This is a genomic window from Enterococcus sp. AZ149, from assembly GCF_051714285.1.
GTDB lineage: Bacteria > Bacillota > Bacilli > Lactobacillales > Enterococcaceae > Enterococcus_D > Enterococcus_D entomosocium.
Genome location: NZ_JBIORO010000001.1, coordinates 404786 through 430539, shown reverse-complemented (window position 1 = coordinate 430539; position 25754 = coordinate 404786). Strand labels below are relative to the sequence as shown.

25 protein-coding genes are annotated in these 25754 nt (G+C 44.6%); 1 reads left to right on the top strand and 24 read right to left on the bottom strand.

What is annotated here, in order from left to right:
- Positions 1-81: 81 nt before the first annotated feature.
- Both IGI94_RS02050 and mnmA read right to left on the bottom strand, forming a co-directional pair.
- The gene (locus tag IGI94_RS02050) at positions 82-306 is read right to left on the bottom strand and encodes a hypothetical protein (RefSeq protein WP_438899366.1); all 225 of its coding nucleotides are present in this window, start codon (positions 304-306) and stop codon (positions 82-84) included.
- 194 nt (positions 307-500) lie between these two features.
- Positions 501-1619 (bottom strand): tRNA 2-thiouridine(34) synthase MnmA, encoded by a 1119-nt coding sequence (gene mnmA / locus IGI94_RS02045; protein ID WP_026008140.1) that lies wholly within the window; start codon positions 1617-1619, stop codon positions 501-503.
- Positions 1620-1987: 368 nt separating this feature from the next.
- Between mnmA and IGI94_RS02040 the strand changes: the two genes are divergently transcribed.
- Entirely contained in the window at positions 1988-2701 is a 714-nt protein-coding gene (locus IGI94_RS02040; RefSeq protein WP_438899365.1) for a C39 family peptidase, read from the top strand.
- A gap of 86 nt (positions 2702-2787) precedes the next feature.
- On the opposite strand, the gene IGI94_RS02035 is transcribed toward IGI94_RS02040, so the two are convergent.
- The 22 genes from IGI94_RS02035 to IGI94_RS01930 all read right to left on the bottom strand — a co-directional run bounded on the left by IGI94_RS02035 (position 2788) and on the right by IGI94_RS01930 (position 25716).
- Entirely contained in the window at positions 2788-3306 is a 519-nt protein-coding gene (locus IGI94_RS02035; protein ID WP_005232258.1) for an Asp23/Gls24 family envelope stress response protein, read from the bottom strand.
- A gap of 56 nt (positions 3307-3362) precedes the next feature.
- A complete protein-coding gene (locus IGI94_RS02030) occupies positions 3363-3557 on the bottom strand; it encodes a DUF2273 domain-containing protein (RefSeq protein WP_005232259.1) in 195 nt (64 codons plus the stop codon).
- An 11-nt stretch (positions 3558-3568) separates the two neighbouring features.
- Positions 3569-4132 carry an alkaline shock response membrane anchor protein AmaP gene (gene amaP / locus IGI94_RS02025; RefSeq protein WP_005232260.1) on the bottom strand — a complete coding sequence of 188 codons (564 nt, stop codon included), beginning with the start codon at positions 4130-4132 and terminating at the stop codon, positions 3569-3571.
- A 205-nt stretch (positions 4133-4337) separates the two neighbouring features.
- Complete coding sequence (locus IGI94_RS02020; protein ID WP_005232261.1) at positions 4338-4943, bottom strand: metallophosphoesterase; 606 nt, start codon at positions 4941-4943, stop codon at positions 4338-4340.
- Positions 4944-4985: 42 nt separating this feature from the next.
- Complete coding sequence (locus IGI94_RS02015) at positions 4986-5831, bottom strand: aldo/keto reductase (protein WP_438899364.1); 846 nt, start codon at positions 5829-5831, stop codon at positions 4986-4988.
- 177 nt (positions 5832-6008) lie between these two features.
- On the bottom strand, positions 6009-6350 hold the full coding sequence (locus IGI94_RS02010) for a DUF1831 domain-containing protein (protein ID WP_005232263.1): 342 nt from the start codon (positions 6348-6350) through the stop codon (positions 6009-6011).
- Between the two features lie 68 nt (positions 6351-6418).
- Positions 6419-7558, bottom strand: a complete 1140-nt coding sequence (locus tag IGI94_RS02005; RefSeq protein ID WP_438899363.1) for a cysteine desulfurase family protein — start codon at positions 7556-7558, stop codon at positions 6419-6421.
- Positions 7559-7757: 199 nt separating this feature from the next.
- Positions 7758-8711: a mannose-6-phosphate isomerase, class I gene (manA, locus tag IGI94_RS02000; protein WP_170920124.1), complete on the bottom strand. Its 954-nt coding sequence runs from the start codon at positions 8709-8711 to the stop codon at positions 7758-7760.
- Between the two features lie 45 nt (positions 8712-8756).
- Entirely contained in the window at positions 8757-9773 is a 1017-nt protein-coding gene (locus IGI94_RS01995) for a serine hydrolase domain-containing protein (protein WP_438899362.1), read from the bottom strand.
- A gap of 119 nt (positions 9774-9892) precedes the next feature.
- On the bottom strand, positions 9893-10594 hold the full coding sequence (locus tag IGI94_RS01990; protein ID WP_438899361.1) for a DUF624 domain-containing protein: 702 nt from the start codon (positions 10592-10594) through the stop codon (positions 9893-9895).
- Positions 10595-10631: 37 nt separating this feature from the next.
- Positions 10632-12263 (bottom strand): extracellular solute-binding protein, encoded by a 1632-nt coding sequence (locus tag IGI94_RS01985; RefSeq protein WP_016609584.1) that lies wholly within the window; start codon positions 12261-12263, stop codon positions 10632-10634.
- A gap of 65 nt (positions 12264-12328) precedes the next feature.
- Positions 12329-13222, bottom strand: a complete 894-nt coding sequence (locus IGI94_RS01980; RefSeq protein ID WP_438899360.1) for a carbohydrate ABC transporter permease — start codon at positions 13220-13222, stop codon at positions 12329-12331.
- A gap of 22 nt (positions 13223-13244) precedes the next feature.
- Positions 13245-14159, bottom strand: coding sequence for an ABC transporter permease (locus IGI94_RS01975; protein ID WP_005232278.1), 915 nt, complete (start codon positions 14157-14159; stop codon positions 13245-13247).
- Positions 14160-14569: 410 nt separating this feature from the next.
- Positions 14570-15391: a VOC family protein gene (locus tag IGI94_RS01970; protein WP_244732928.1), complete on the bottom strand. Its 822-nt coding sequence runs from the start codon at positions 15389-15391 to the stop codon at positions 14570-14572.
- 175 nt (positions 15392-15566) lie between these two features.
- Positions 15567-16328 carry an acetylglutamate kinase gene (argB, locus tag IGI94_RS01965; RefSeq protein WP_087664814.1) on the bottom strand — a complete coding sequence of 254 codons (762 nt, stop codon included), beginning with the start codon at positions 16326-16328 and terminating at the stop codon, positions 15567-15569.
- Positions 16329-16363: 35 nt separating this feature from the next.
- On the bottom strand, positions 16364-17554 hold the full coding sequence (gene argJ / locus IGI94_RS01960; RefSeq protein ID WP_034872069.1) for a bifunctional glutamate N-acetyltransferase/amino-acid acetyltransferase ArgJ: 1191 nt from the start codon (positions 17552-17554) through the stop codon (positions 16364-16366).
- Positions 17555-17632: 78 nt separating this feature from the next.
- Entirely contained in the window at positions 17633-18655 is a 1023-nt protein-coding gene (gene argC / locus IGI94_RS01955; protein WP_438899359.1) for an N-acetyl-gamma-glutamyl-phosphate reductase, read from the bottom strand.
- Positions 18656-18801: 146 nt separating this feature from the next.
- Positions 18802-19947, bottom strand: coding sequence for an acetylornithine transaminase (locus IGI94_RS01950; protein ID WP_087664812.1), 1146 nt, complete (start codon positions 19945-19947; stop codon positions 18802-18804).
- A 204-nt stretch (positions 19948-20151) separates the two neighbouring features.
- Entirely contained in the window at positions 20152-22032 is a 1881-nt protein-coding gene (locus IGI94_RS01945; protein WP_438899358.1) for an ABC transporter ATP-binding protein, read from the bottom strand.
- Positions 22029-23756 (bottom strand): ABC transporter ATP-binding protein, encoded by a 1728-nt coding sequence (locus IGI94_RS01940; RefSeq protein ID WP_008376197.1) that lies wholly within the window; start codon positions 23754-23756, stop codon positions 22029-22031. The genes IGI94_RS01945 and IGI94_RS01940 overlap by 4 nt, the downstream gene beginning before the upstream one ends.
- Positions 23749-24417: a TetR/AcrR family transcriptional regulator gene (locus IGI94_RS01935; RefSeq protein ID WP_005232294.1), complete on the bottom strand. Its 669-nt coding sequence runs from the start codon at positions 24415-24417 to the stop codon at positions 23749-23751. Before IGI94_RS01935 ends, IGI94_RS01940 begins: the two co-directional genes overlap by 8 nt.
- Positions 24418-24684: 267 nt before the next feature.
- Positions 24685-25716, bottom strand: a complete 1032-nt coding sequence (locus IGI94_RS01930) for an LPXTG cell wall anchor domain-containing protein (RefSeq protein ID WP_086372557.1) — start codon at positions 25714-25716, stop codon at positions 24685-24687.
- Between the last annotated feature and the right edge of the window lie 38 nt (positions 25717-25754).

Here is a 25754-nt window from a genome sequence, read left to right as displayed (position 1 = left end):
TTTTTTCCGCTACACTCACACAAAGACCAAAATCAAATTGATCAGAGCAATATAGAAGGCGACAACTCCCGCAATTTTGCCTTACTTGACTTCTGCTTGGTTATACTGATCGGAATGCTCCGCAATCTGAGCGGACAAAAAGTAGAACTTTTTAAAAACAAGCAAATACCCTGCTAAACCCCATAGTACGGCTAAGGCAAGATGGTTGATTTGGCTTGAAATGACCTGAGTCTGATGAAGCATCACCACCCCTACGACACTAACGACAAACCCCCATTTCATGAGATTGGCTTTGGTACGATTCATGCTCCTGCTTTTTTTTTAAAATGCCAATGCATCAAAAACATTCATTTTCTATCTAAATTATAGCATAATTTGACTATTTTTTTAAAATAGAAAGCGCTCGCTCTAATCGGTTTTTCGAATTGATTTATAAAAAGCCCTAGCTAAGTGCAACTGATTGGTTCAGTGTTCTTAGCTAGGGCAGATTGTGTTAGTGGTTAAACATATTGTAATTCTTTGGCTTCTTTGTAGGCTGCATCGATCAAACCGCCGCCCAAGCATTCCATCCCGTCATAAAAAACGACTGCTTGTCCAGGAGTGATGGCGCGTACTGGTTCGTCAAAAATCACTTCTGCTCGATCTCCATCTAATAGACGCACCGTTACCGGTACATCTTGTTGACGGTAGCGGAATTTTGCTGTGCATGAAAATTCCGTGCCGCGGTCTTGTTCTGTAGTAAAGTGGATTTGGCTTGCTTCCAAGCGATCTGCATACAATGCGGGGTGATGGAATCCTTGCCCCACATACAAAGTGTTGGTCGCCAAGTCTTTGCCTACGACAAACCATGGTTCTTGAGTGGCACCGCCGCCGCCAATGCCTAAGCCTTGACGTTGTCCGATGGTGTAGTACATCAAGCCATCGTGTTGTCCTTTGACTTCGCCATCTAATGTAACCATATTGCCTTTTTTCGCTGGCAAGTAATTACTCAAAAATTGTTTAAAATTCTTTTCTCCGATAAAGCAGACTCCCGTGGAATCTTTTTTCTTGGCTGTTGCTAGACCTGCCCGTTCAGCGATCGCTCGTACTTCTGATTTTTCCATGCCGCCTAGTGGGAACATGGTTTTGCTCAATTGTTCTTGTGACAATTGGCTTAAGAAATACGTTTGATCTTTGTTGTTATCCACGCCTCGCAACATATGAGTCACGCCGTTTTCATCAACAGTCACTTGCGCATAATGGCCAGTTGCTACATAGTCGGCACCAAGATCCATCGCATAATCCAAAAAGGCTTTGAACTTGATTTCCTTGTTACACATGACATCTGGATTTGGCGTCCGTCCGGCACGGTATTCTGCAAGAAAATATTCAAATACACGGTCCCAATATTCTTTTTCGAAATTCACTGAATAATAAGGAATCCCGATTTGCGCAGCCACTTTGGCTACGTCTTTGTAGTCTTCTGTTGCGGTACAAACACCGTTTTCATCGGTATCATCCCAATTTTTCATAAAGATCCCGACAACATCATACCCTTGTTCTTTCAGCAAAAGTGCTGTTACTGACGAGTCTACCCCGCCACTCATTCCAACCACCACACGGGTGTTTTCGTTAGACATGATCGTTTCACCATCATTTCAATTATAGATTCTGAAATCATCTACGATTTGAAGGTCGCAACTTTTCAGTAATTTGCATTATACAACAAAACACAAAAAACTTCACTGTTTGCTGTCTTTTCTTAAAAATTCCTTTTTTAGAAAAGACATCTGGAGAGAAGTTGCTGTTCGTTATTCCACCCACTCAGCCAAATAGAGGAAGCGCTGCTTTTGTGTCTGTCATCGACAGCTGTCCAAACAGTAACAACTTACTTTTCAAATGGTGGTTGTCATAAAATCGTATGAAATTCTTCAGGAAATGCAGAAATGCTCTTATTAGAAAAAGACTATACTTCTCTTAGATACTACTTTACGAGGAGGGGCATTTCATGCGATCGCACACAAGGATATCGAAAACGAGGAGAAACGATGGGAAGAAAGAAAAGAGCCTTGCACTGCTGCTTTTTCTCATCGGTGGTGTTTTTGTCATTCATTACGTGATTGATCAGGTCAGGGATGCTGCGTTTGATCAGACAGCGCTTGTCTCAAAACAGTTCACTCGCCAAGCCAATCAAGCGATTCAACAAGCGATGGCAGATACGCAGCAACTGCCGTTGATTGTACAAACCGATCAACGCTGGGGCAATAACACGTATGGATATGGAGAAGAGCAAAATACGTTTGCGGCAAACGGGTGCGCTATTGCTTCTTTAGCCATGATCGATTCTTTTTGGACGGATCGTCCGCCGAATCCTGACAAACTATTGGAGTGGGCTGGCGATCAATTTTATCTTCCCAAACAAGGAACGAGTTGGCAAATCTTTCCTCAGTTTGCCGAAGCTTTTGGTTACCAATTTGCCGATTTAGGGGATTCATTTGAGGCTGCCTATGAGAAAATGACACAAGGCATCCCCGTTGTGGTCTCGGTTCAAGCAGGAACCTTTACGACATCCGGACATATTATGGTATCGGCTTTGAACAAAGAAGGAACGATTCAAGTATTCGATCCTAATGATTCCCCCGAAAAAGCCCATTATGAGAAAAGCTATCCTAACGATGTCTTTCAAGCAGAAGGAATCCATTATTGGAGCTTTTGGCTTTGATGTTCTGATCGGCTGAAGCTGCAAAAATACACCTTTTGTGGGACAAAAAAAGACTAGCCGCAGCTAGTCTTTTGCTTATCTTGCTATTATTGAACGCGTGGTTCGTTGTTTTCTTGAATACGCGTCGTTGTCCGGTTGAAGGCACCTTTGGCTTTACGTGTTTGTTTTGACGCAAAGTCGCCAGTTGTTTCTGCCGCACTGCTTACTTTGTCTTGAACTGTTTCAGAGTCTTTTTCGAATTGTTCACGTGTTTTGACATCTGCTACATTCACGTTTACTTCGATGACTTCTAAATTCGTCATTTTGTTGACTTGTGTTGAAACAACCTCTTTGATTTGGTCGTAGATCGTGGTCATATCGCTGCCATATTCTGCAACGATATCAAGATCGACTGCCACTTGTTTTTTCCCAACTTCAACATTGATCCCTGAAGTCACATCATCGGTGTTGACTAATTTACCTGCAATATTTGAGAAGAAACCGCCATCGACTGTTAAGAGTCCGTCTACAGATTCTAATGCAATGCCTACGATTTTTTGAATCACTTTATCTTCGTAAGTTAATTCTCCTTTAACACCTGTTGTTGGTTTTGTTTGGTTTTCCATCGTACATTCCTCCTACTATAATCTTGATATAAATTAAACTAATAATGTTACCAAAGTTAACGGCGCGGTCTTTGAAATTGTTCAAAGAATCCGACTTCTTTGAGATAAAATCCCAGATACGTACCTAGTGCCGTAAATAGCACCAGCAGTATGGTTTTCAAAAAGCCGATCGTTAGAAACAGGATCGCTAGGATCAAACCGAAACCTGCAAAGATAAGCGGGATCTTATAGTGGTAGAACCATTCACTCATACCTGTTCCTCCTAAACTACACGCGGTTGGTCATGGGCTGCTGGCGTTTCTTGCGTATCTTTTAAAACAACTTCCGTTTGGATATTGCTTTCGATACCGAAAAGTTGCTGCAGACTGCTGCTGATCTCACCAACCAAAGCTTCTTGTTTTTGCGGGATGGCTGCTGTTTGTTTCATTTCTCCATCGATTTTTACCGCTACTTTATTCTTGACGATTTTGATTTTTACCGATGGCTGATGGATGAAATCTGCTTGTTTCACCCGCTCGAGCACAAAATGCTCTAACGCCTTCTTCTGAATCACTAAATCGCCTGTCTTATGGGGAATGATCAAGCGGTCTGAGCGTTTTGGATAAAACAAAACGACAAAGAGTGCGATCACTGTAAAAATAGCAAAGCCAACAGATAACCAAAAGAGCAGCATACTCATGGAAGATCCGACCCAAGGATATTCATCCAAAGGAATCAAGTAAACAGGCAATGAAGCCGCTTGCTGATTGGCGATGATCCCAAAATAAAAGACAAGTAAGAGTAAAAGCAATCCGATGATAAAAATCACTTTAGAAATCTTACGCATTGGCAACCTCCTTTACTGCTTTCTACTTAAAGCATACACATTTCTTAAATATCCATCAAATAATAACTCTTGGAATCGATTATTTTTTACATATAAAGTTTATTTTTATCAAAAAAATTTCCTTAATCAAAGCTTGCTGTCAAAGTCATCACAAAAAAAGCAAGCCACCCGAATCTGTTTGGATGCTTGCTTTTCTTGTTATCTGTTAACGAGCTAGCTTGGCAAGTTCTTGTTGCTTTGCATGATGTAGCACCGCCAGTTCATTTTCGGAAACTGGTCGACCGAAGGGACGCGGCTGCGGCAGAAACGCCAATTCCGGTGCATCGACTCCTACGTTGAGATTCTCAGCGATTGGTACACTATGATGATGGATATGCCCATGCAGATTGCGGCTGTTTTTGGTGATCCCCAGCAGCATAGGATAATGGGTTAGTAAAAATTGCTGATGAGCAAACTTCAGCAAAACACCAACATCTTCAAACGCATACTTTTGGGCTCCCAAACAACCAGGATCATGCTTGCGCAAGTACGCAAAGAAAGCCCGGGTATCATGATTGCCTTTGATAAAAACGATTTTGCCCTGCAGCTGTGCTAACAGCGCCGCAATTTCTGGAAAACCTGCTTCATAAGCAGGGTGCATCGCGACATCCCCTAAATGATAAACGACATCTTTATCCGCAACGACCTCATTCCAGCTAGCGATCATCGTTTCATGCATTTGCGTCACTGTCTCAAAGGGGCGTGGGGCAAAGTCATTGTCCCCGAGCAAGGCTGCATGAAAATAATGGGTATCAGACGTAAAAAATTTCATAGTCGCTCCTTACTTTACTGCTTTTTTCTGTGATTAGGGTCTTCAAATCATCGCTAGCGGCTGCTTTTTCGTTGGCTCCGGAAAACGTGCATCGATTGTCGCCAATTCGCTTTTGGAAAAAACGATTTTGGCAGCTTCAATGTTCTGCAGCATATGCAGCGAGTCACTGGTTTGGGGGATCGCTAAGACGTGGGGTTGTCGAAGGGTCCATGCCAAAAGCAGCTGAAAAATCGTGCAGCCTTTGGCTTCTGCCAGCTCTTTCAACACTTCATCATTTTTGAAGTGGTGCCCTAGCCGATCGCCTTGAGCAATTGGTGAGTAGGCAATCACCGGAATCTCAGCCTCTGCCTGCCAAGGCAAAAGATCGTATTCGATCCCCCGGGCACCTAAATTATAGAGTACTTGGTTGGCGGCACATTGATCGCCGTTTTCTAACCGCAACAGCTCCTCCATATCTGCCACGTCAAAATTAGAGACGCCCCATGCACGAATCTTTCCAGAGGCTTTGGCAGCTTCTAGTGCGTCAACTGTTTCTGCTAACGGCACATCTCCTCGCCAGTGGAGCAGATACAGATCAAGATAGTCGGTGCCTAAACGCGCTAAGCTACGGTCTAAAGCTTTCGGCAATTCATCTGCGGAGGCATTCCAGGGATAAACTTTTGAAATCAAATAAAGATCCCCTCGTGTAAAGGGCTGGATCGCCTTGCCAACTAGCGTTTCTGCGTTTCCCTCGCCGTACACTTCTGCGGTATCGATGACAGCCGCTCCGGCTTTGATGCCCGCTTGCAGCGCATCGATCTCGGCTTTTTCCTTAGCAGGGTCATCCCCCATATGCCAAGTCCCCATTCCAACGGCTAACACGGATTGCTTGTTTAAGGTTCGTTTCATCTGGATTCCTTCTTTCTCGTCTCAACGTATCCACTTTCTGAGAACGGCTTAGGTTTGTTTTCTTTAGTATAAAAAGAAACCGGCAAAGATACAAAAGAAGTGTATCAATCCCTTGCCTGTTTGGCGGAGTGACACACTTCTTGCCCTTTGAACGGTATAGCTGCTTTTGACAAAAGCTTACGCTTTGACAAACAACCCGCGGCTGATAAAACCATCCATTAAAAAGTAAAATTTTTCTTGCAGCATTTTGTGCTGTTCATCTTTGAAAATATTGACTGCTTTTAATCCATTGGCTGTCGTGATCGACATCTTGAAGGTTTGCAGATCTTTTGCAACAGTGATTTTTAATTTAAAGCCTTCTTTGCTTTGGGGTGTTGCTTCAAGGCCACGAATCAATTGGAAGTTGCCGCCGTTCGTTTCTGTAAAGCCATTGTCCCGCAACGTATATTTTTTTGCTTCAGGAGCAATGCGGTATTGGGTTGCTGCGCCTAAAACGGTTGCTGTTGTTTCAAATGCCATGTTCTTCACCTCTTTAACATCATTTCTTTCATTATAAATAGTTTTCAGCGAGATTGCTAGCTGTTCTCCTACTTTTTCGTTGCTAAGACAGTTTCTGCTAATAGCTGAGCAAATGCTTCGATTTCCGCCAATGTGTTGCCATAGCCAAAGCTGACTCTGACCGATTCCCGGATAGCTGGATGCTCTTTGCCCACCATCGCTTCTAGCACATGGGAGGGTTCCACATTGCCCGCCGTACAAGCGCTGCCTGTCGAGATGGCGGCCCCTTTTAAGTCCAATTTCATCAGTAACAAGTCACTGCTGACCCCTGGGAAACGCAGATTCAAAATATGCGGCAATTTGTGTGCTGGGTCACCATTCAACTGAACATCGATGCCTTGTGCTGCTAAGGTCTCCATCAGTACATCGGCAAACGTTTGATATTGTTCCGCCGCTGCTTGCTGCGCTTCGGGGGTATGCAAAGAAGCTGCTTTGGCCATTCCCATGATGGCTGCTAAGTTTTCCGTCCCTGCTCGCCGTTTTTCTTCTTGTTCGCCACCGTGGAGTAGCGAAGGTAGCGACAAGCCATCTCGTTTATACAAAAAGCCGATCCCTTTTGGTCCGTTGATTTTGTGAGCCGAAATGCTTAGGAGATCAATGCTATTTTCATTGATTTCAAGCGGGATTTTGCCATAAGCTTGCACGGCATCGGTATGAAAAACGGCGGGATGCTCCCGTAAAAGGGCGCCAATTTCTGCAATCGGCAACAAATTGCCCGTTTCATTGTTTGCCGTCATTATGGATACTAAAATCGTATCGGGACGTAAGGCAGCCTCAACTTCACTGACGGCCAATTGCCCCTTTTGATCTACGGGCAAATAGGTCACCTCAAAGCCTAAGCCTTCTAAATAGCGCATACTCTCAATGACCGCCGGATGTTCGATCTGGGTCGTAATGATATGTTTGCCTTGTGCTTGTTTGCTAAGGGCTGTACCGATGACCGCTGTATTATCACTTTCGGTACCTCCACTGTTAAAAATGATCTCATGTTCCTTGACCCCTAGCTGCTGAGCGATCGCTTGACGAGCCAATTCTAATTGGGTGTGGGCATCTCGACCATAATGATGAATGCTTGATGGATTGCCAAAAAATGTCTGCATCGTCTCACTCATCACTTTGATCACTTCTGGGTGCAGCGGTGTCGTTGCTGCATGATCTAAGTAAACCATTCTTTTCACCTATCCTTCATTACTGCCATTATAACAAATCTTCCTCAGACGTCTATCGTGAGTGTCCATACGAAAAAACCTGTCAGTCAAAAGCGGAAAAATCGCCAATGATGACAGGCAGCTGAACGAGTTCAGCCTTACGAAAAATCAGGAACGTGTGCTGTTTTGCTTGTGCGAATCACGTCACTTACTGATCGTTTTATTTTTTTCCAGGTTCAGAGGCAATGACAGTCAATTCACCAACCAATTCCCATTTCTTGATCGGGTTTGGCAAAATGCAGCTCGTGCCCATTTTTAGTTCATAGGAATGACCGTCGATCATCAAATGCCCATACCCATCAATCACGGTCATCAAGGTATAATCGGCCTTTTGTGCCAAAGATAATTTCCCACGTACTTCCCATTCATACACATTGAAAAATGGCGTTTCAAGATAGGTAACGACTGCTGATTGTCCTTGTTTGACTTCACGGATCGATAATTCTGGCGTCCGTGCAGGAATCGTCGTCACATCGATTGATTGTTGGATATGCAGCTCCCGTGTTTGTCCTTGATCATCAGTACGATCATAGTCGTACACCCGATAAGTCGTATCCGAGCTTTGTTGGGTTTCTAAGATCATGATCCCTTTCCCAATGGCATGGATCGTTCCACTTGGCACGTAGAAGAAATCGCCTTTTTTCACAGGGACTTTTGTTAACAAATCATCCCAACGACCCGCTTCGATCATTTCCGCAAGTTCTTCTTTGGTTTGTGCGTGGTGGCCATAAATGATTTCCGCACCTGGTTCGGCATCAATAATGTACCAGCATTCCGTTTTCCCTAATTCCCCTTCATGGGCTAGCCCATACGTGTCATCAGGATGGACCTGAACGGATAGATCATCTTCCGCGTCTAGAATTTTAATTAATAATGGAAAGACTGGTTCGTCTGAATGTCCAAACAGTTCTTGATGGTCTTGCCAAAGATCCGCCAATGTTTTGCCTTTAAACGGACCATTTTCAATGACGCTCACCCCATGAGGATGCGCACTGATCGCCCAATCTTCACCGATCTTGTCACTCGGTAAATCAAAACCAAAAACAGAATGCAGGCGACTGCCGCCCCAAATTTTTTCTTGAAAAACAGGTTTCATAAACAATGGTTCCATAATTGTTCCCCTCTCTAGTTGTTCGTGCATATTATAGCATGAATCCGCTTATTCGGCAGATTCTTTTAAGTAACATTGCAGGATTTCGTCACGATGACCCAAGTAGCTTTCTCGATGATCCACTGGATGGACCCGATTCGATAAGAAAATAAACGCTTTTTTGTTAGGGATATCTACTGCGAGAAACGTGCCTGTATAGCCTGTATGAAATAATTGGTACGGCGCACCCAATAAGTCCCAGCCATAGGTGCGGGGCTTTGTGCTTTCAGGCGTCTGTCTCTGAGCCAGCGCCTGCATGACTTTTTCTGAGAAAAACGGCGCCCCTTGCTGCTGACCATTTGCCAGTAACAGTTGAACGAACAGCGTCAAATCATCCACGGTAGAAAACAACCCGGCGTTGCCGGCATGGTTTCCCAGCACTCGTGCTTTTGGGTCATGGGTGATTCCTCTAAGGATACTGCCGTCTGGCAGCTGCTGGGTAGGCACGATCAATGGCAGCTGGGAAGGAGGAAAAGGCGGAAAGCCGCTGTTCTTCATGCCTAAAGGCGTCAAGACTTCTTCTTGAAAAATCTCGGTCACTGGTTTTTGATACAGCTCCTCCAATAAAAAGCCCAGCAAAATCGTCCCAGTATCCGTATAGTTGACCGTTTGACCGATCGTATCACTGCTTTCAAGCTGCAAATACGCCTTGCGCAAGGCAGCAGCATCCAACTGGTCTCGATGAGGAATCCACGTGTTGATGGCTGCCGTATGCGTCAGCAAGTGCTTGATCGTTACCCGATCGTCTTTAAACGCTGGCAACCAACGAGTAAGCGGCGCCTCCATCTCGATTTTTCCTTGATCCCACAATTTTAACAGAACACTCGTTGTACAAACGACTTTCGTCAATGAGGCTAAATCAAACAAATGATCTTTCGTCATAGGTTCGGTTTTCGGAAGAAGCGCTGCCTGTCCGAATACCTGGGTCTCTTGGGTTTCACCAGCGATAAAACGCAGCACCGCTCCTGGGAAAACGGTCGGCATTTTTTCTTGAATGAGCTGTACTGTTTTTGGGTACATTGTCATCGTTCCATACTCGCTCCTTTCAGGCTTGTCTTGCTTCTAACTTTAGCACTTTTCGCCAATGAAAAAAACTACCCATTAAGGATAGTTTTCAGATTTTTTTCTAATCAGTGTTACATAGATTACTCATCGGCTGGTGCAGCTTTTGCTTGCGCCTTTTGGAAGATTCTCAAATAACTGTAACACGCACATTGGCTACCTAGTCCCCCTACGATCAATCCCGCGAGTAAGGGATTGATCAAGACGAGCAGTAAAGCGAGGCCACTCAACAGCCCTAGCAACATCAGTGTCTGCAACGGTGCCCAAAAGATGATGAAAAAGCTTTTGATCAAGGCGAGCCGCATGGGTGCCGCCAAATGCACACTGTCGCAGATAAAATACAGCAACCACACGAGTAAAATGATACTTAAAAACAAATAGCCGACAGCCAATACGGGCAGCTGAAAGGAATCGATTTGGCGATAAGAGCCTAACAGCAGCAAAGCGAGACTACCGAAAAAGAGGCCTGCGGCAAAACTGCGCCGATAATTTTCCCGATAGAGCCGCCAAAAGGTCCCTCCGATGGCCTGTCGTGGTTCTTGATAGTACAACCAGCGCCGCATGACCCCAAATAAAGCAAAGGTCGCTGGCAAAAGAATGCTAGGAAAACTAATGATCAAACCAACCAAAGAGAAAAGAAACTGACGAGGAGAGCTGGGGAAAATCAGCCCCAAAGCTAGCAATAGAACAGGCAGATTGAACAGTAACCAGTAGCCATTCAAAAGCAACATACTAGCTATCGCTTGACTGGCACCATACCAACGATACCATCGTTCATTTCCCATCAGTCCGCCTCCTTTCTCTAATCAGCTGATTTACCCTCTAGCGGGCTAAGTTTTGTAGATTTTGCTGCCATTTCTCTGTTTGATAATCCAGCAACTCTTGATAGCCCGCTGCTTGTGCTTGGGCTTCCGCCTCAGCAAAGATGGCACGCACTTCTTCATCGCTGTCAGCAAAGATCGCTGAAGCATTGGCTTCTTCAAAAATATCGTTGATCCGTTGCTGAATGATTCCTTCTGGTGAGTCTGGCATCGGGTTGATCGCCGCAAATTCCGTGTCGTCTTTTTGCGTGTCCCAAGTAATAGCATGCTGCCATTTCGTTGCCCAGTTCATTTGATCTTCTGGAAGATTCAGTTCAAATTTTGTTTTGGTATTGTCTAAGAAGGCGGAGTTGCCGTTCCATTGGAAACTTGAAGTTGCTTGCTCAATCTCCGAAACGCCTGCACTGTCTTCTGCATAGGCATCCGTAAATTGCGTATAGCCTTCTTCGTCAAAGCCATCCCAATACTGGCCTTCTGGACCAAACATCAAGATCGATTGGCCCAACGGTCCTGTCAACCAGTCTAAGAAGGCAAAGACTTTTTCTGGGTCTTCTGCATTTCTAGTAATGACACTGACATTCCACCCTAGCATTTCATAGGAACCTGGGAAAATATTGTCAGGATCTAGTCCTGGTTTTGCAATCGGCTCGATATAGAAATACCCCGCATCTGGATTTTGTTCTTGCAAGATGTAATGGGCATCGCGAGCATGGTTGGACGGGCTGGCAGCCGCATAGACAGCTACACGACCACTGGTTACTTTTTCTGCCACCATATCTGCATCTTGGGTCAAGGTATCTTGGGTCATCAAGCGCTCACGGTACAGTCTTGACGCATATTCAATCGATTCTACGTAGTTTTCATTGGCAAAGATCGAGGTCAATACGTCGCCTTCAGGAACAGCGCGAATGCGGATATCTGCTGGTGAACGCCCTTCTGCAAATGCTGAGTACAAGACATTGATCCCTTGTCCGCTGACATCTGTTTCAAATGGAATGACATCAGGAAACTCTGTTTGAACTTCTTTCAAATACTCATAAAGATCCTCTGTTGTTTTCAATTCTGGCGCACCTAAAGCATCATGGATCTCTTTATTGACGACATAACCGGCATTCCCGAAAGGCTCCGAGCTATACCAGTTGGGAAACTGATAAAGTTTGCCGTCTTCTGAACGAAGCATGTTCAGGATGTCTTCTCCCGCCCATTCTTTCAAGTTTGGATACTTATCCAAGTAATCATCAAATGGCACTAGGGCACCCGCTTCTCGCAGCCGTTCCACATCCGACCCTCGATCAAGCCAAATAAAATCAGGTAGATCATCGCCAGCGATCATTGTGCTTAGCCGCTGTGCTGCATTCCCGCCACCATCGATTGCGCGAATATCTACCTTGGTCAGTTCTTTGATAGCAGCAGTTGCTGGATCATCTCCCCAACGATCCATCGTGTACCAATCATAATTACCAAACATCGTGATCTCCAACGGTTCACTACCTAATTCAAAGACCTCCGAACTGTCACGGTCATTCGCTGCCGCCCCATCACTTTCTTTTGTCCCTGACTCACTGCCGCAAGCAGCCAGTAAGAGACTCATCGCAGTCACTGACAGCACGCCTTTTAATACCTTTGCTTTCATTCTTTTATCCCCTTTCAACGTTTCGTTCCTTCTCTCCTCTAATCAAGAGAGTTCCTCCTGCTCTGCTAATCTTTCAACGAACCAATCAATACACCTTTTACAAAATACTTTTGGACAAACGGATAAACCATTACGATCGGCAAAGTCGCCACCATCATGATCGCCATCGACAAGGATTTTCCTGTGACACCAGTCATTTCCGCCAAACGTGCTGCTGAGCCAGAATCGATTTGACTCATTTGCGAACTCACCGTGTTCGAATTCAAGACTCGTTGCAAAAAGGTCTGCAAGGGAATCAGATGATCTGAAGTAATGTAGATGCTTGGCATAAACCAATCATTCCAATGCCCAACGGCGGTAAATAGCGACAAAGTGGCAATGACTGGACCTGATAACGGCAAAATGATTCGGAAAAACGTGCCCCAATACCCACAACCATCAATTTTCGCTGAATCTTCCAATCCTTTCGGCAGTTGCTGAAAGAACGTACGGAAGATGATCATATTCCAAACACTGATCAGACCAGGAATGATCATTACCCAAAAAGAATCCATCAGTCCAAGTGAACGTACCACTAAAAAAGTTGGAATCAAGCCGCCGCTGAAGAACATCGTGAGGATGAAAAAAATCGTAATAAATTTTCGCCCTATCAGTTCTCTTTTTGACATTCCATATGCTGCCATCGCTGTCAGCATGATCGATGAAAACGTCCCGATCACTGTCCGTAAGACACTGATGAAAAAGGCATTCATCAAGCGCTGATCTTGAAAGACGATCTGATAGTTTTCCAACGTAAATTCTCTTGACCAAAACGTGATCCCACCGGTCACCGTGTCACGTCCAGAATTAAAGGAAATCACCAGTGAATTCCAGAAGGGATAAAATGTCAAGAATGCAAGCGTTATCAAGAAAAGGTAGATAAAAATCATCATCGCTTGGTCGCCCCAATTTTTCTTCATTGTTCATTTCCTCCTCTGCTGATCACCATAAGCTGTGACCCACTTTGCGTGCGAAAAAGTTTGCTCCGCTCAAAAGAGTGACACTAATGACTGCTTTGAACAAACCAACAGCTGTTGCGTATGAATATTGAGAGTTGCTGATCCCTACCCGATACACATAGGTATCAATGACATCCGCCACATTTCTAAGAGCTGGATTGCTCCCAAGTAAAAGCAAATCTTCAAAGCCCGCATTCAATAAGTTGCCGATCTCCAAAATGAGAAAAATCGTAATGATTGGAACGATCGAAGGCAGAGTGATCAAAAAGACTTGCTGAAATTTCGTTGCGCCATCTAGTGATGCTGCTTCGTACAGTTGCGGATCGATCCCAGCAATGGCTGCCATATAGACGATCGAGCCAAAGCCAATCGATTTCCAAAGATTTGTCGTAACGATGATCGTCCAGAAATAGCGAGGGATCGATAAAAAGTTGATTGGTTCATCGATCAGGTTTAAACTCTCCAAAGCAATATTTAAGCTACCGTTATCCATCGATAAAATCGACATCGTAAACCCCGCCACGATCACCCATGATAAAAAGTGTGGGAGATAAGTAATCGTCTGCACCACACGTTTGAATGCAACGTTCTTGACCTCGTTAAGCATCAACGCCAGCAAAATCGGTGCTGGAAAACAAATAGCAATCTTTAGCACACTGATCATAATGGTATTCCGTAAAATTTCCCAAAAACGTGGTTCACTAAAAAAGCGCCGAAAATTATCAAAGCCGATCCATGGACTGCCTGTCATACCTTCAAAAATATTGTACTGTTGAAATGCCATCAAAATCCCGTACATTGGGATATAGCTAAAAATGCCTACCAGTAAGATCGCCGGCAGTACCATCATCTGCAGATCCCACTGAGCAAAATATCGGTGTATCCACTTTTTTTCCATCACATCTACTCCTTGTCTTCCCGTTACTGCTCAACACCATAAGAAACCGCATACATTAATAACAACAAATAACCTCTGCGTCCAGAGCCATCGAATCTCGATTCTTTTTTATTATAAATTAAAAATAACCACAATTCAATATAATGTTTGCGATTTTTGAATCATAATGGCTATTATATTAAGTTTTAAGACAAGCGTTTCAAATATTAAATAACTAAATAAGAAATTCAAAATAGATTGGACCTGTTCTACTAATGCAGATAAACTACCGTTTTTTCAATGATTGGTCTTCGAATCGATGTAACAGGTTTTTGCACTCTTTCGTGCGAAATAAAAACAAAAGTTTCTTTTTTTGACAAAAAAAAGAAAAAGCAGAGAATAGTCCTCTCTGCTTTTTCTTTCAAAACACTTTATTTTTTAACGATAAACCACCATTCGATACCGATCGCATCGTAGGTCGTCAACAATTGCCGTTTTTTGTCGATGAAAAACTCTTGCTTCTTCTCAGACAAGTGTTTTTCTAATGTATCGATATCTTCTTGACTGATGGAGATTTTCAAGAAGTCTAAGCCAAGCACCTCATGGGTCGGTAAATCGATCGTACCACCTTGTGCTTCCGTCAAGCCAACTTGGAAGTCACCATCATTGAGGATAAATTCCTTCGTTTCGGCTTCTTTTGTTTTCAACCCTAAGCTTTCTTCTAAGAAAAGCTGCTCTTTGGCTAGATTACTGACGTTTAAATACAGCTTGCCAAAATGAGCTTCTTTTGATAAGCCAGCCGCTTTTGCAGGTGCCGCTTTGATCAATTCTGCTTCGTCTTTTGGTACCACAGTTCCTGCGGGTGCTGTAAATAAGACTTCGATTTTGTTTCCTTCTGGATCAGCTATCAGGAAGCCAAATTGATTCGCTTCATAACGAGCTTCTTCGAAAGCAATCGCTTTTTGTTGGGCATTGCTCGCGATAGTTGCCGCTTCTTCTAGCGAGGATACGGCTAAAACGATGCGCTGCATCTTTTTGATCTCACCGAAATGGTCGTTGGCACGCGGGCTTTCTTCCAACCATAAAACTTCTCTATCTAATCCTTTTAGACCAAAGATGGCCAACTCATTTTCTTCTCTTTTCAGCTCAAAGCCAAGTACATCGCGATAAAAGGCAATCGCTTGATCGCGGTCTTTTACCCGAATTGCAACAGTCAGCAACTTCGTACTGCTCCCCAATAAGAAATCTGTCATTGTTTCTCCCCCTACTTACATATGTACTCATTGTACTGATAAAACGAAATTCTAGCAAATGAAATCCCTATCTCTTTTATTCTTTTTTTAGAGAAAATAAGAAGAAACGCACAGAAAAGTCAGAATTTTGCATTTTTATGAGTAGAGAGGAGGCGCTTGGGTGTCGCTAATGGCTTCAACTACAGCCAGCTGCTGCTGGACTTGCCGCGAGGATCTGGGTTCCTAAACGATCGATCCGATCGGTGATACAAACGGCAGCTACCCCTGCTTTTAAGGCTTTCTGAGCACTTTTTAGTTTTGGCAGCATGCCGCCCGTGACTACTTCTTCGGCGATCAGTTGGGGGATCTCCTCAAAAGAAACAGCCGACAACCACTTGCTTTCTTGCTTGATCCCAGGGACATCCGTCAACAAATACAGTTTTTCGGCTTGTAAGCTGGCTGCGACCTGACAAGCCACTTCATCCGCGTTGATGTTCAACCATTGCCCCTCTGGCGTAATTCCTAGTGGGGCCAAGATCGGGACATGTTTTTTCTCTGTCAAGAGCTGCAAGAAGGCGGCGTTGATTCGCTGAACTTTCCCTACTTGCCCTAATTTCTCCTCATCGATAACTTCTCCTTGGATCAGCTGATCACAGCCAGCATTCAGTCCCACGGCATGGAAGCCAGCTTGCTGGAAAGCAGTCGTAATCAGCGGTTGAACTTGTCCCAAAAGGACCATTCTAGTCACTTCAAGCGTCTGGGGATCGGTCACCCGCAAGCCGTCTTTGATTTTGACTGTCAACGCCATTTTCTCCATCATTTCTGAGATGTAGTGACCACCGCCATGGACGATGACCACTTTTTTGCCCGCAGCTTGCCAATCTGCTATCGTCTCAAAGAATGACGGGGTTAAATTTTCTGAGGCGACACCGCCGATTTTTACTACGATCGTTTCCATCTACTCGCTCCTTTTTGTCTAGTACCTGATTTGTTTCAGGTATGATATAGTGCGTTGATTTTCACATAGTCATACGTCAGATCACAGCCCCAAGCGGTGCCAACACCTGCCCCTTCTTTCAGCTCAACAGCGACTTTGACTTCATTTTCCGCCAACTGTTCTTGCATGATGGTTTCGTCAAAAGCTACCGGCGTCCCTTGGACAAAGACGGGAATGTCGGCTAATGCGATCGATACCGTTGCTGGATCGATGGGTTGCCCACTATAACCCACTGCACATAAGATACGCCCCCAGTTTGGGTCTTTGCCAAAGAGGGCTGTTTTGACCAGCGGCGAACCGACGATGGTTTTGCTGATCATGCGGGCTGCTTCATCGGTCACAGCTCCACTCGTGTGAGCTTCGATCAATTTGCTGGCGCCTTCTCCGTCCTTCGCAATTGCTTTGGCTAAGGCGGTCAGAACTGCTTTAAGCATCCCTTTAAACTCATGATAAGCTGGCGTATCGGCTTCGATCGTTGGATTTTTGGCTAACCCGTTGGCTAAAACTAACACCATATCATTGGTAGATGTATCACCATCGACCGTGATTTGATTAAAGGTGACATCGGTCAACTCTTTCAGCAGTGTTTGCAAGAGTGCTGACGAGATCGCTGCATCCGTCGTAACAAAGGCCAGCATCGTGGCCATATTAGGATGGATCATACCAGACCCTTTGGCACAGCCCGCAACAGTCACCGTTTTGTCAGCGATCGTTGATTGGATGACACTGCTTTTTTCAGTCAGATCCGTCGTCAAAATTGCTCTTTGAAATCGGTGGGCATCCCCTTGCCTGTTTAGTTGCTGAATCCCTGCCGTGATTTTTTCCATCGGTAAGCTCTTACCAATGATCCCGGTGGAGGCTACCGCAAAGGCTTCGGGACTCGTATGCAGCTGGGCTGCTGCCAATTCTGCCATCTCTTGTGCATCTTTTAAACCTTGCTCCCCGGTACAAGCATTGGCATTGCCCGCATTGACGATCACGCCTTGCAAGGTGCCTGCTTGCATTTTTTCCTTTGTAACGAGAATGGGTGCCGCTTGTACTTGATTGGTGGTAAAGACTGCCGCAGCACTGGCTGGCACTTCAGAGACGATCCAACCAAGATCGACTTTCTCTTTCTTCAGACCGCAATGCAGACCGTCGGCAAAAAAACCTTTGGGGGTTGCGATCGTTCCTTCGATTTCTTTCATTTTCTTTCCTCCTACTGCCACCTTTTTGCGGATTGTCCACTGGCTGACACGAGTATCCTCACGCGTCTGTTGGCTATTTTATGGATATAACGGTGCTTGCATAAGACCAGTCGTTTCTGGTATCTTTGCCCATCGATTGAAGTTTTGGATCGCTTGGCCAGCAGCCCCTTTGCCTAAATTATCGATCACTGCGACAACGGTCAACACTTGGGTCAGCGGATTGAAACATATGCCAATGTCACAAAAATTCGTTCCCGTCACTTGCCGCAGCTCGGGCAGCTTTCCTAACGGTTGCACTCGGACAAACGGATGGTCTTGATACGTTTTTACGTACAGCTCATAGATGTCCTCTTGCGAAATCGCGTCTTTGATAGGCGCATAAAGCGTCATAAAGATCCCTCTTTTGACAGGCAGTAAGCTGGTAGAAAATTGGATCGGCGGCATTGCCTGATCCCATTGCTGAAACTGCTGCATGATCTCAGGAATATGCTGATGCTGATTTGGCTTATACATCTTCATGTTATCCGCAGCGGTTGCAAAGTGACTGCTGTCCGTCAATTTCTTACCAGCACCCGACAAACCCGACTTGCCATCAAAAATCAACGTACCGCTGAATAGTTTTTGCTGAACCAACGGCGCAGCAGCTAAAATGGCAGCAGTCGCATAACAGCCTGGATTGGCGATCAAATTGCCAGGAGTCGTTGCAAACTCAGGCAGCGAATAGGTCGCGTGTGCCAACAACTCGGCAGGGGCAGCTTCTTGGTGATACCATTTTTGATAGCTATCCCGATCCTTCAATCGCAGATCACCAGAAAGGTCAATCACTGGAAAGTCATTTGCGACAAAAGTCGCTGCGAGTTCTTTGCTGATTCCAGCAGGAGTCGCAAAAAACACGAGTTGATTTTCCTTTTGGATTTTTTCTGCATCAAAAGGTTCGATCAGCTGCTCTGTCAGCCCAACTAGATGAGGATACAAAACTGATGAATTTTCATGCATAGAATGACTATGCAAGGTGCCCACCTCCAATTGGGGATGTTGCTGGATCAAACGAATCAATTCAATTCCGGTATACCCTGTTACACCAACGATTGCTGCCTTCAAACACGTCACTCCTCAAAAGAATTTACTTAAGATTATAAGAAACTCCCATTGCTCTGTCAATGATTATTTATAAAACTATTCAAAATAAATTCGCTGTTATTCGGTTTTTATAAGAAAAAATGCCCAAAAAATCTATTTTTATACAATTATGCTAAGATCGCTTGTAAAATCGCCAAGGCTGCTTTCGTTTCCTCTTGCGAGATCGTTAAGGGTGGCAGCAAGCGCAAAACCTTGGTACCCGCCTTTAATGCGAGGAGGCCTTGGTTCCGCAGTTGAGTCAACACGGATTGCAAGCTTTCCGAATCTGCTAATTCGATACCAATCATCAATCCTTTCCCACGAATCGCCTGCACCTTAGATAGTCCTTGCAATCCGTCGAAAAACTGCTGCTGACGCAATTGAACATTGACTTGAATGTCCTCTTCTTGCAACACACTGCAGACGGCACTAGCAGCGGCCATCGCTAATTTATTGCCACCAAAGGTCGAACCGTGACTACCGGGTCCAAAAGCCGTTTGCAAATGACTTTTGCCTAGCATTGCTCCGACAGGGATCCCGTTACCAAGCCCTTTTGCTACGGTAAAAAGATCAGGTTCAATGCCATATCCTTCAAAAGCAAACAGTGTTCCTGTCCGTCCCATCCCGGTTTGGATCTCATCCACCACCAGCAGTGCTCCCTGCTCCTGACAAAGGGCTGCCACCCCTTGGACCCACGCCACCTCGGCAGGGATCACGCCGCCTTCGCCTTGGATCAATTCTAAAAACACGGCTGCCGTCTGCTCATCTAAAACGGCTTGCAATGCCTCAAGGTCATTAAACGGTACATAAACCATCTCTGGTACCAGCGGACCAAACCCATCGTGAATACTGCTTTGCCCAGTCAAAGACATCGCGCCAAAGGTCCGACCGTGGAAAGATTGTTCAAAACTGATGACTTTGCTACGGCCAGTCGCTTTGCGAGCCAGCTTTAAAGCAGCTTCGTTCGCCTCAGCGCCACTATTGCAAAAATAAGCCAGATACGGCTCGTCTGAGGCGCTCGTTTGATTTTGGGTCAGCTTTTGGGCAACTTCTTCTTGCAGCTGGCTGTCATACAAATTCGGCACATGCCAAATTTGCTCTGCTTGGGTCATCAACGCGGCTTGCACTTTGGGATGCCCATAACCGAGATTAACGACCCCGATGCCGCTTGTTAAATCTAAATATTGGTTCCCTTGTGAATCTACCACATAGCTTCCGTTGCCTTGCTGGATATCGATGGGCAAACGACTGTAATTAGGAAAAAGATGGCTCATTGATTTCACTCCTTGTCTTGGATCATTCGAAATTATGTATTAATATACATTTTTATCTAGATAATTGCAATAAATATTTAAAATAAAGCCATATAAATTCATAAAAAAAAGAAAGCAGTGACAATCACTGCTTTCTTTCAGTCAACCTTTGGCGGTCTGTTTATTATCATTTGGGGAAGAATTTCTTTCATTACAAACAGTGGATCACGCCACTTCTTCTGAAAATTGACTGTTATAAAGGTCTGCATAGAAACCGTTTTGCGCCATCAATTCCTCATGGTTTCCAGTTTCAACAATAGATCCGTGATTCATCACGATGATATTGTCAGCATCACGAATCGTAGAGAGACGGTGAGCAACCACAAAGCTGGTCCGATTTTCTAACAAACGCCCCATTGCTTTCTGGATCAAGATCTCAGTCCGCGTATCGACACTAGAAGTTGCTTCATCCAAAATCAAGACGTCTGGATCCGCTAAGAAGGCGCGGGCGATCGTGATCAGCTGACGTTGACCTTGGGAGATGTTGCTGGCTTCTTCATTCAAGACCGTATCATAGCCTTCTGGCAATTTGCGAACAAAATCATCCACATGGGCAGCCTTCGCCGCAGCAATCACTTGTTCTTTGGTCGCTTTTTCATTTCCATAATGAATGTTGTCATAGATGGAGCCGGTAAACAACCACGTATCTTGCAGCACCATCGAGATATTACTACGCAATTCATCACGAGTCAAGTCTCGGGTATCTCTGCCATCATAACGAATGCTACCGCCAGAAACATCATAAAAACGTTCCAAGAGATTGATCAGCGTGGTTTTCCCAGCGCCGGTTGGTCCTACGATAGCCACCATCTCACCAGCTTTGACATCCAAATTAAAATCGGTCATCAATAATTTGTCTGGCGCATAACCAAATTGAACATGATCGAAACGAACTTTGTATTCACTGTCTTCCACTGGCAATCCAGAAGGCTCATCAGTCATTTCTTCTTCATCCAAGACTTCAAAGACCCGTTCGGCAGATGCAACGGTTGATTGGATGGTGTTTAGTAAGCTAGCGATTTGAGTGATTGGTTGAGAGAATTGATTGGTGTATTGCAAGAATGCTTGCACATCCCCTAACGTCATGTTCCCATTCGCCACTTTGATCCCACCAAGGACAGCCACGAAGACATAGCCTAAGTTTTTAATGAAGTTCATCAAGGGCATAATGATCGCTGAAATAAATTGGGCTTTCCAACCAGCGGAATACAGACGGTCATTTTCTTCTTCAAAAACGACTTGATCGGCAGCTTCATGGTTGAAGGTTTTGACTACTGTATGACCGCCGTAAGTTTCTTCGACTTGGTCATTGAGCAATCCTAAACTTTTTTGTTGGGCCGCAAAGAATTTTTGCGATTTTGGTGCGACGATCATCACGACGATCAAGCTTAAAGGAACCGTTGCTAAAGCAATCAAAGTCAGTTGCCAACTGATCGTCAGCATCATCCACAAAACCCCGATAAAGGTCACGACACTCGTAATAAATTGGGTCAAGTTTTGTTGCAGGGTACTTGCGATATTATCCATATCATTGATTGCCCGTGACATGATATCCCCATTTGAGTGAGTATCATAGTAAGAGATCGGCAAGCGGTTCATTTTTTCATCTAAGTCTCGACGCAGCTCATAAACCGTTCGTTGAGAGACACGGGTCATAATAAACTGTTGTAGAAAGTTGAAGACGGCTGAAATCACATACATGCCGATCGCGATCAAAATGATTTGACCAACTTTCTCAAAATCGATAGGAAATTCTGTCACCTGTTGGCCGGCTTGCATCTGCTGTGTACCGATCATGACCCCTTTAAAAATTTCAGTGGTCGCTTCCCCTAAAATTTTCGGTGTTTGGATTTGGAAGATCACGGCTGCGATCGCTAAAACGAAGACGGCAATGATAGCGATGGAGCGTTTCGACATGTACCCGAAAAGCCGTTTGACCGTCCCCCAAAAGTTTTTTGGTTTTGGTCCTTTGGCACCGATGTTACGGCCCGGGCCGCCACCCATTGGTCCGCCACGGTGTTGTGTTGTTGTTTTCTTTTCACTCATGCAAGATCCTCCTCTCTCAATTGTGAAGAAACGATTTCTTGATAGGTTTCATTGTCTGCCATTAATGATTCATGGGTCCCTTTCCCTACGAGTTGTCCTTCATCTAATACTAAGATCGTATCGGCATCCATGACTGTGCTGACCCGTTGGGCAACCACGACCATGATGCTGTCTTGCATGTCGCGTTTCAGCGCTGCTCGTAAGTTTGCATCGGTTTTGAAGTCCAATGCGGAGAAGGAATCATCAAAGACATAGACATCTGCTTGTTTCACTAACGCACGAGCAATCGCTAAACGTTGACGTTGTCCACCAGAGAAGTTGCCGCCGCCTTGTTCTACACGGCTATCTAAGCCATCTGCCAGTTCGGAGACAAAATCTTTGGCTTGGGCGATCTCTAATGCTTGCCAGATTTCTTCGTCTGTCGCATCAGGTTTTCCGTATTTCATATTTTCACGAATGGTACCGGAAAACAGTACCGCTTTTTGCGGAACAAAGCCCACGACTTCTCGTAGATTGTGCTGGGTGATTTCTGCAATATTGACCCCATTGATTTTGATTGCACCAGACTCCACATCGTACAAACGAGGCAAGAGATTGACTAGTGTCGTTTTCCCTGAGCCCGTCCCACCGATGATGGCAACAAAATCACCAGATTTTGCTTGGAAGTCGATATCTTCCAACGCCAATTTCTCAGCGCCTTGGTAGCGATACGCCACATGGTCAAAAGTCAAGGTTGCTTGATCCCCTTGTAAGCTCAATGTCGCTGGTGTTTTTGGATCGAGAATTTCATCTTCTTCATTTAAGACTTCGTTGATCCGGTCAGCTGATGCTTGGGCTCTTGGCACCATCACGAAGATCATGGACAGCATCATAAAGCTGATCAAAATTTGCATCGCATAAGTCATAAACGCAATCAGGTTCCCGACTTCTAAGGTCATTTCGGCAATATAATGACCACCAAACCATGTGATGGCAATGTTCGTTCCACTCATGATCAACGTCATCAAAGGCATCATCAAGGCCACGATGGTATTTACTTTGATCGCGGTGTGGGTGTAATCTTTGTTGGCTTGATCAAAGCGATTCGCTTCATAATCCGTCTTGTCAAATGCCCGAATAACGCGGACCCCCGTCAAGCCTTCACGAAAGACTAAGTTCAAACGGTCAGTTTTCTTTTGCATACTTTTGAATAAAGGAACGGCAAAATACATAATACCGCCAACTAATACTAGCATGATAGGAATAACGACTAAAAAGATTCGTGTTAACTGGGCATCTTTTTGATAGGCCAAGAAGCTCGCCCCAATCAGTGTGATCGGTGCATTGATCATCATACGTAAAAACATTTGCGTCACCATTTGAATTTGGTTGACGTCGTTAGTGGTTCGTGTGATCAATGATGCGGTCCCAAATTTATCGAAAGAACGAGAAGAAAAATTCTCAACTTTTTGGTAAATGTCCGAACGTAGTTTTTGTCCTAATTTTTGTGATTCTCTTGTTGCGAAATACGTATTTCCTAAAGCGGCGATGATACTGATCAATGAAAAGCCGATCATGTAAAAGCCGGTTTTCCAAATGTAATCAATGTCCCCTGTCGCCACCCCATTGTTGATAATATTGGAAGTCAATGTCGGTAGATACAAATCAGAAACGACTTGGATCACCATAAACACCACTGCCATGATTATGGAAATGACGGATACGCGTTTTATCAGCTTAATCATAGGTTTCCCCTCTTTCTTTTTTTGCGCCCTCTCTTAACCAGCGGACTTTACTGTTGAAATCAGCGATCGCTTCGGCAGGATCATAGTCTGGATCGAATGCTGATTGGCGATAGGCTTCGGCAATCGTCGAAAAGACGGTATGCATCAGCAGCTGGATCAGCATTTTCAACTCATGGTCGTCTTTGACTTTCAATAAATCTTTGTCGACCTCTGACAAAAAGATGGCTTGTTGCTTCTGCCGATCGGCTTTGTGTTCTTGATGCATCTTGTGCTGCATCTCTGGAACGACTTTATGGAAGGAACGATAATCCATACTCATAAATAAATTGCGGTAAAAGTTTGCGTTTTTGCCTTTGAAAACCTCGGCGATCATCCGTGAAAAGTACCATTCGAACCCCGCAAACAGATCCCCGTTTTCATGTTGGATCGATTTCAGCAGATCTCGCTGACTATTTTTTTTCAACGTATGGAAATAATAGTAATAAAGATCTTCTTTGTTTTCGAAGTATTGATAAAAACTCCCACGAGGAATCTCGGCATCTTTGATGATATTGGCGATCGAGGCGTCTTTCAACGGCAGCCTTGAAAATTCTTTTTTCGCCGCATTTAAGATGCGCTTTTGTTTTTCCGGCGGCAAGTGAAAAAATGTATCGGTCGGCATCACAAGCAACTCCTTTCTAATTTAAAATAAATCACAGCCCTCAATATGACACGATGTCATATGACACTGTGTCATTATACACCCCTCACCAGAGAATGCAAGAATTTAAATTTGACTTTTTTATGAAGGAATCGATTCTGGTCTTTTTATAAAAGGCGTTATTTGAAAAGAAATCACGAGTGAAATTTCTGAAAAAAAAAAAACCTTCGTTTCCCTGATGGAAAACGAAGGTTGCTATTTTTTCATTCCGCCGATTATAAATAACGGTCATTTTTTCTTTCGGCGCCATAAAATCAAGAAAACGATCAGCAGCAGGATAACACCTGCGATCAATAAGGTATAACTTGGCGCTTCATTGGTTTTAGGTAATGTTTTTTCGCCATCGGCAGTTGCGTCTGCCTCTTTCGAAGAAGTCGTTGTCGCTGTTTCTTGGGCTGTCGTCGAAGTTGCCGTCGCTTCTTCAGTCGTACTCGTTTGCGTGCCTGTAGGCAGATACATGGAATCATTTGCCGCTTGAATGATATAAGAGATCCGTCCGGGGACAAAGGCACCTGGATCAACTTGCATCTCTTGTTCCATCTGATTCAAATTGGTCAAAATTGAGATCATCCATTCGTTGGAAACGGCTTGATTCAAATGTAAAAAGACTCCGTCTGCTGGATAGACGACCTGTAAATATTCCTGCAACTGATCCACGACAGGAATCAAGTCAGCAAAACTGGCGTAGCTATTCGCATCAAAAGCCAGTTGCGGCTCAATGGCTTCCCAGGATAACGTCTGATCGACAAACAAGGCACCGATGATTTTTGCCAAGTAAGCAATATCAAAGCCCATCGCATCACTAGAATAACGTAGCGCTAGGCGATTGCCATTGGTCAATTCTTCATCTGTCAACTGGTCCAACTGTTCTTGGGTAAATGCGGTCACACTGCCTTCAGTAATCCCTTGGGTTAACGCACTACGCAACGAACTAGGTTCATCGGCTAATGTATTGATTTCATTGACGTTTTGCGTTCCTGTCTCTGCTTGGATCGAGGCAATAACGGCTTCGGAATCGACCGGCTCTTGATTCTCGTCAGCTGTAGTTTCTGAAGTAGCGGATTGATCCGTTTCTTGGTTTTCATCTGTACTTTCTTGGGCAGAATTTTGGATCTGCTCACTGTCTGTTTGCCCTTCTGATGAAAGTGTCTCGCTAACGGCAGCCGGATTGTCACTTCCACTCGTAGCCGTTTCATCTGCATGAACCATCAATGGTGAAAATGCCAACGTCATTAGTCCGAGCCAAATTATTTTTTTCATCGTCATTGCCTCCTCGTATGGGATTTCTCCCTTTGTAA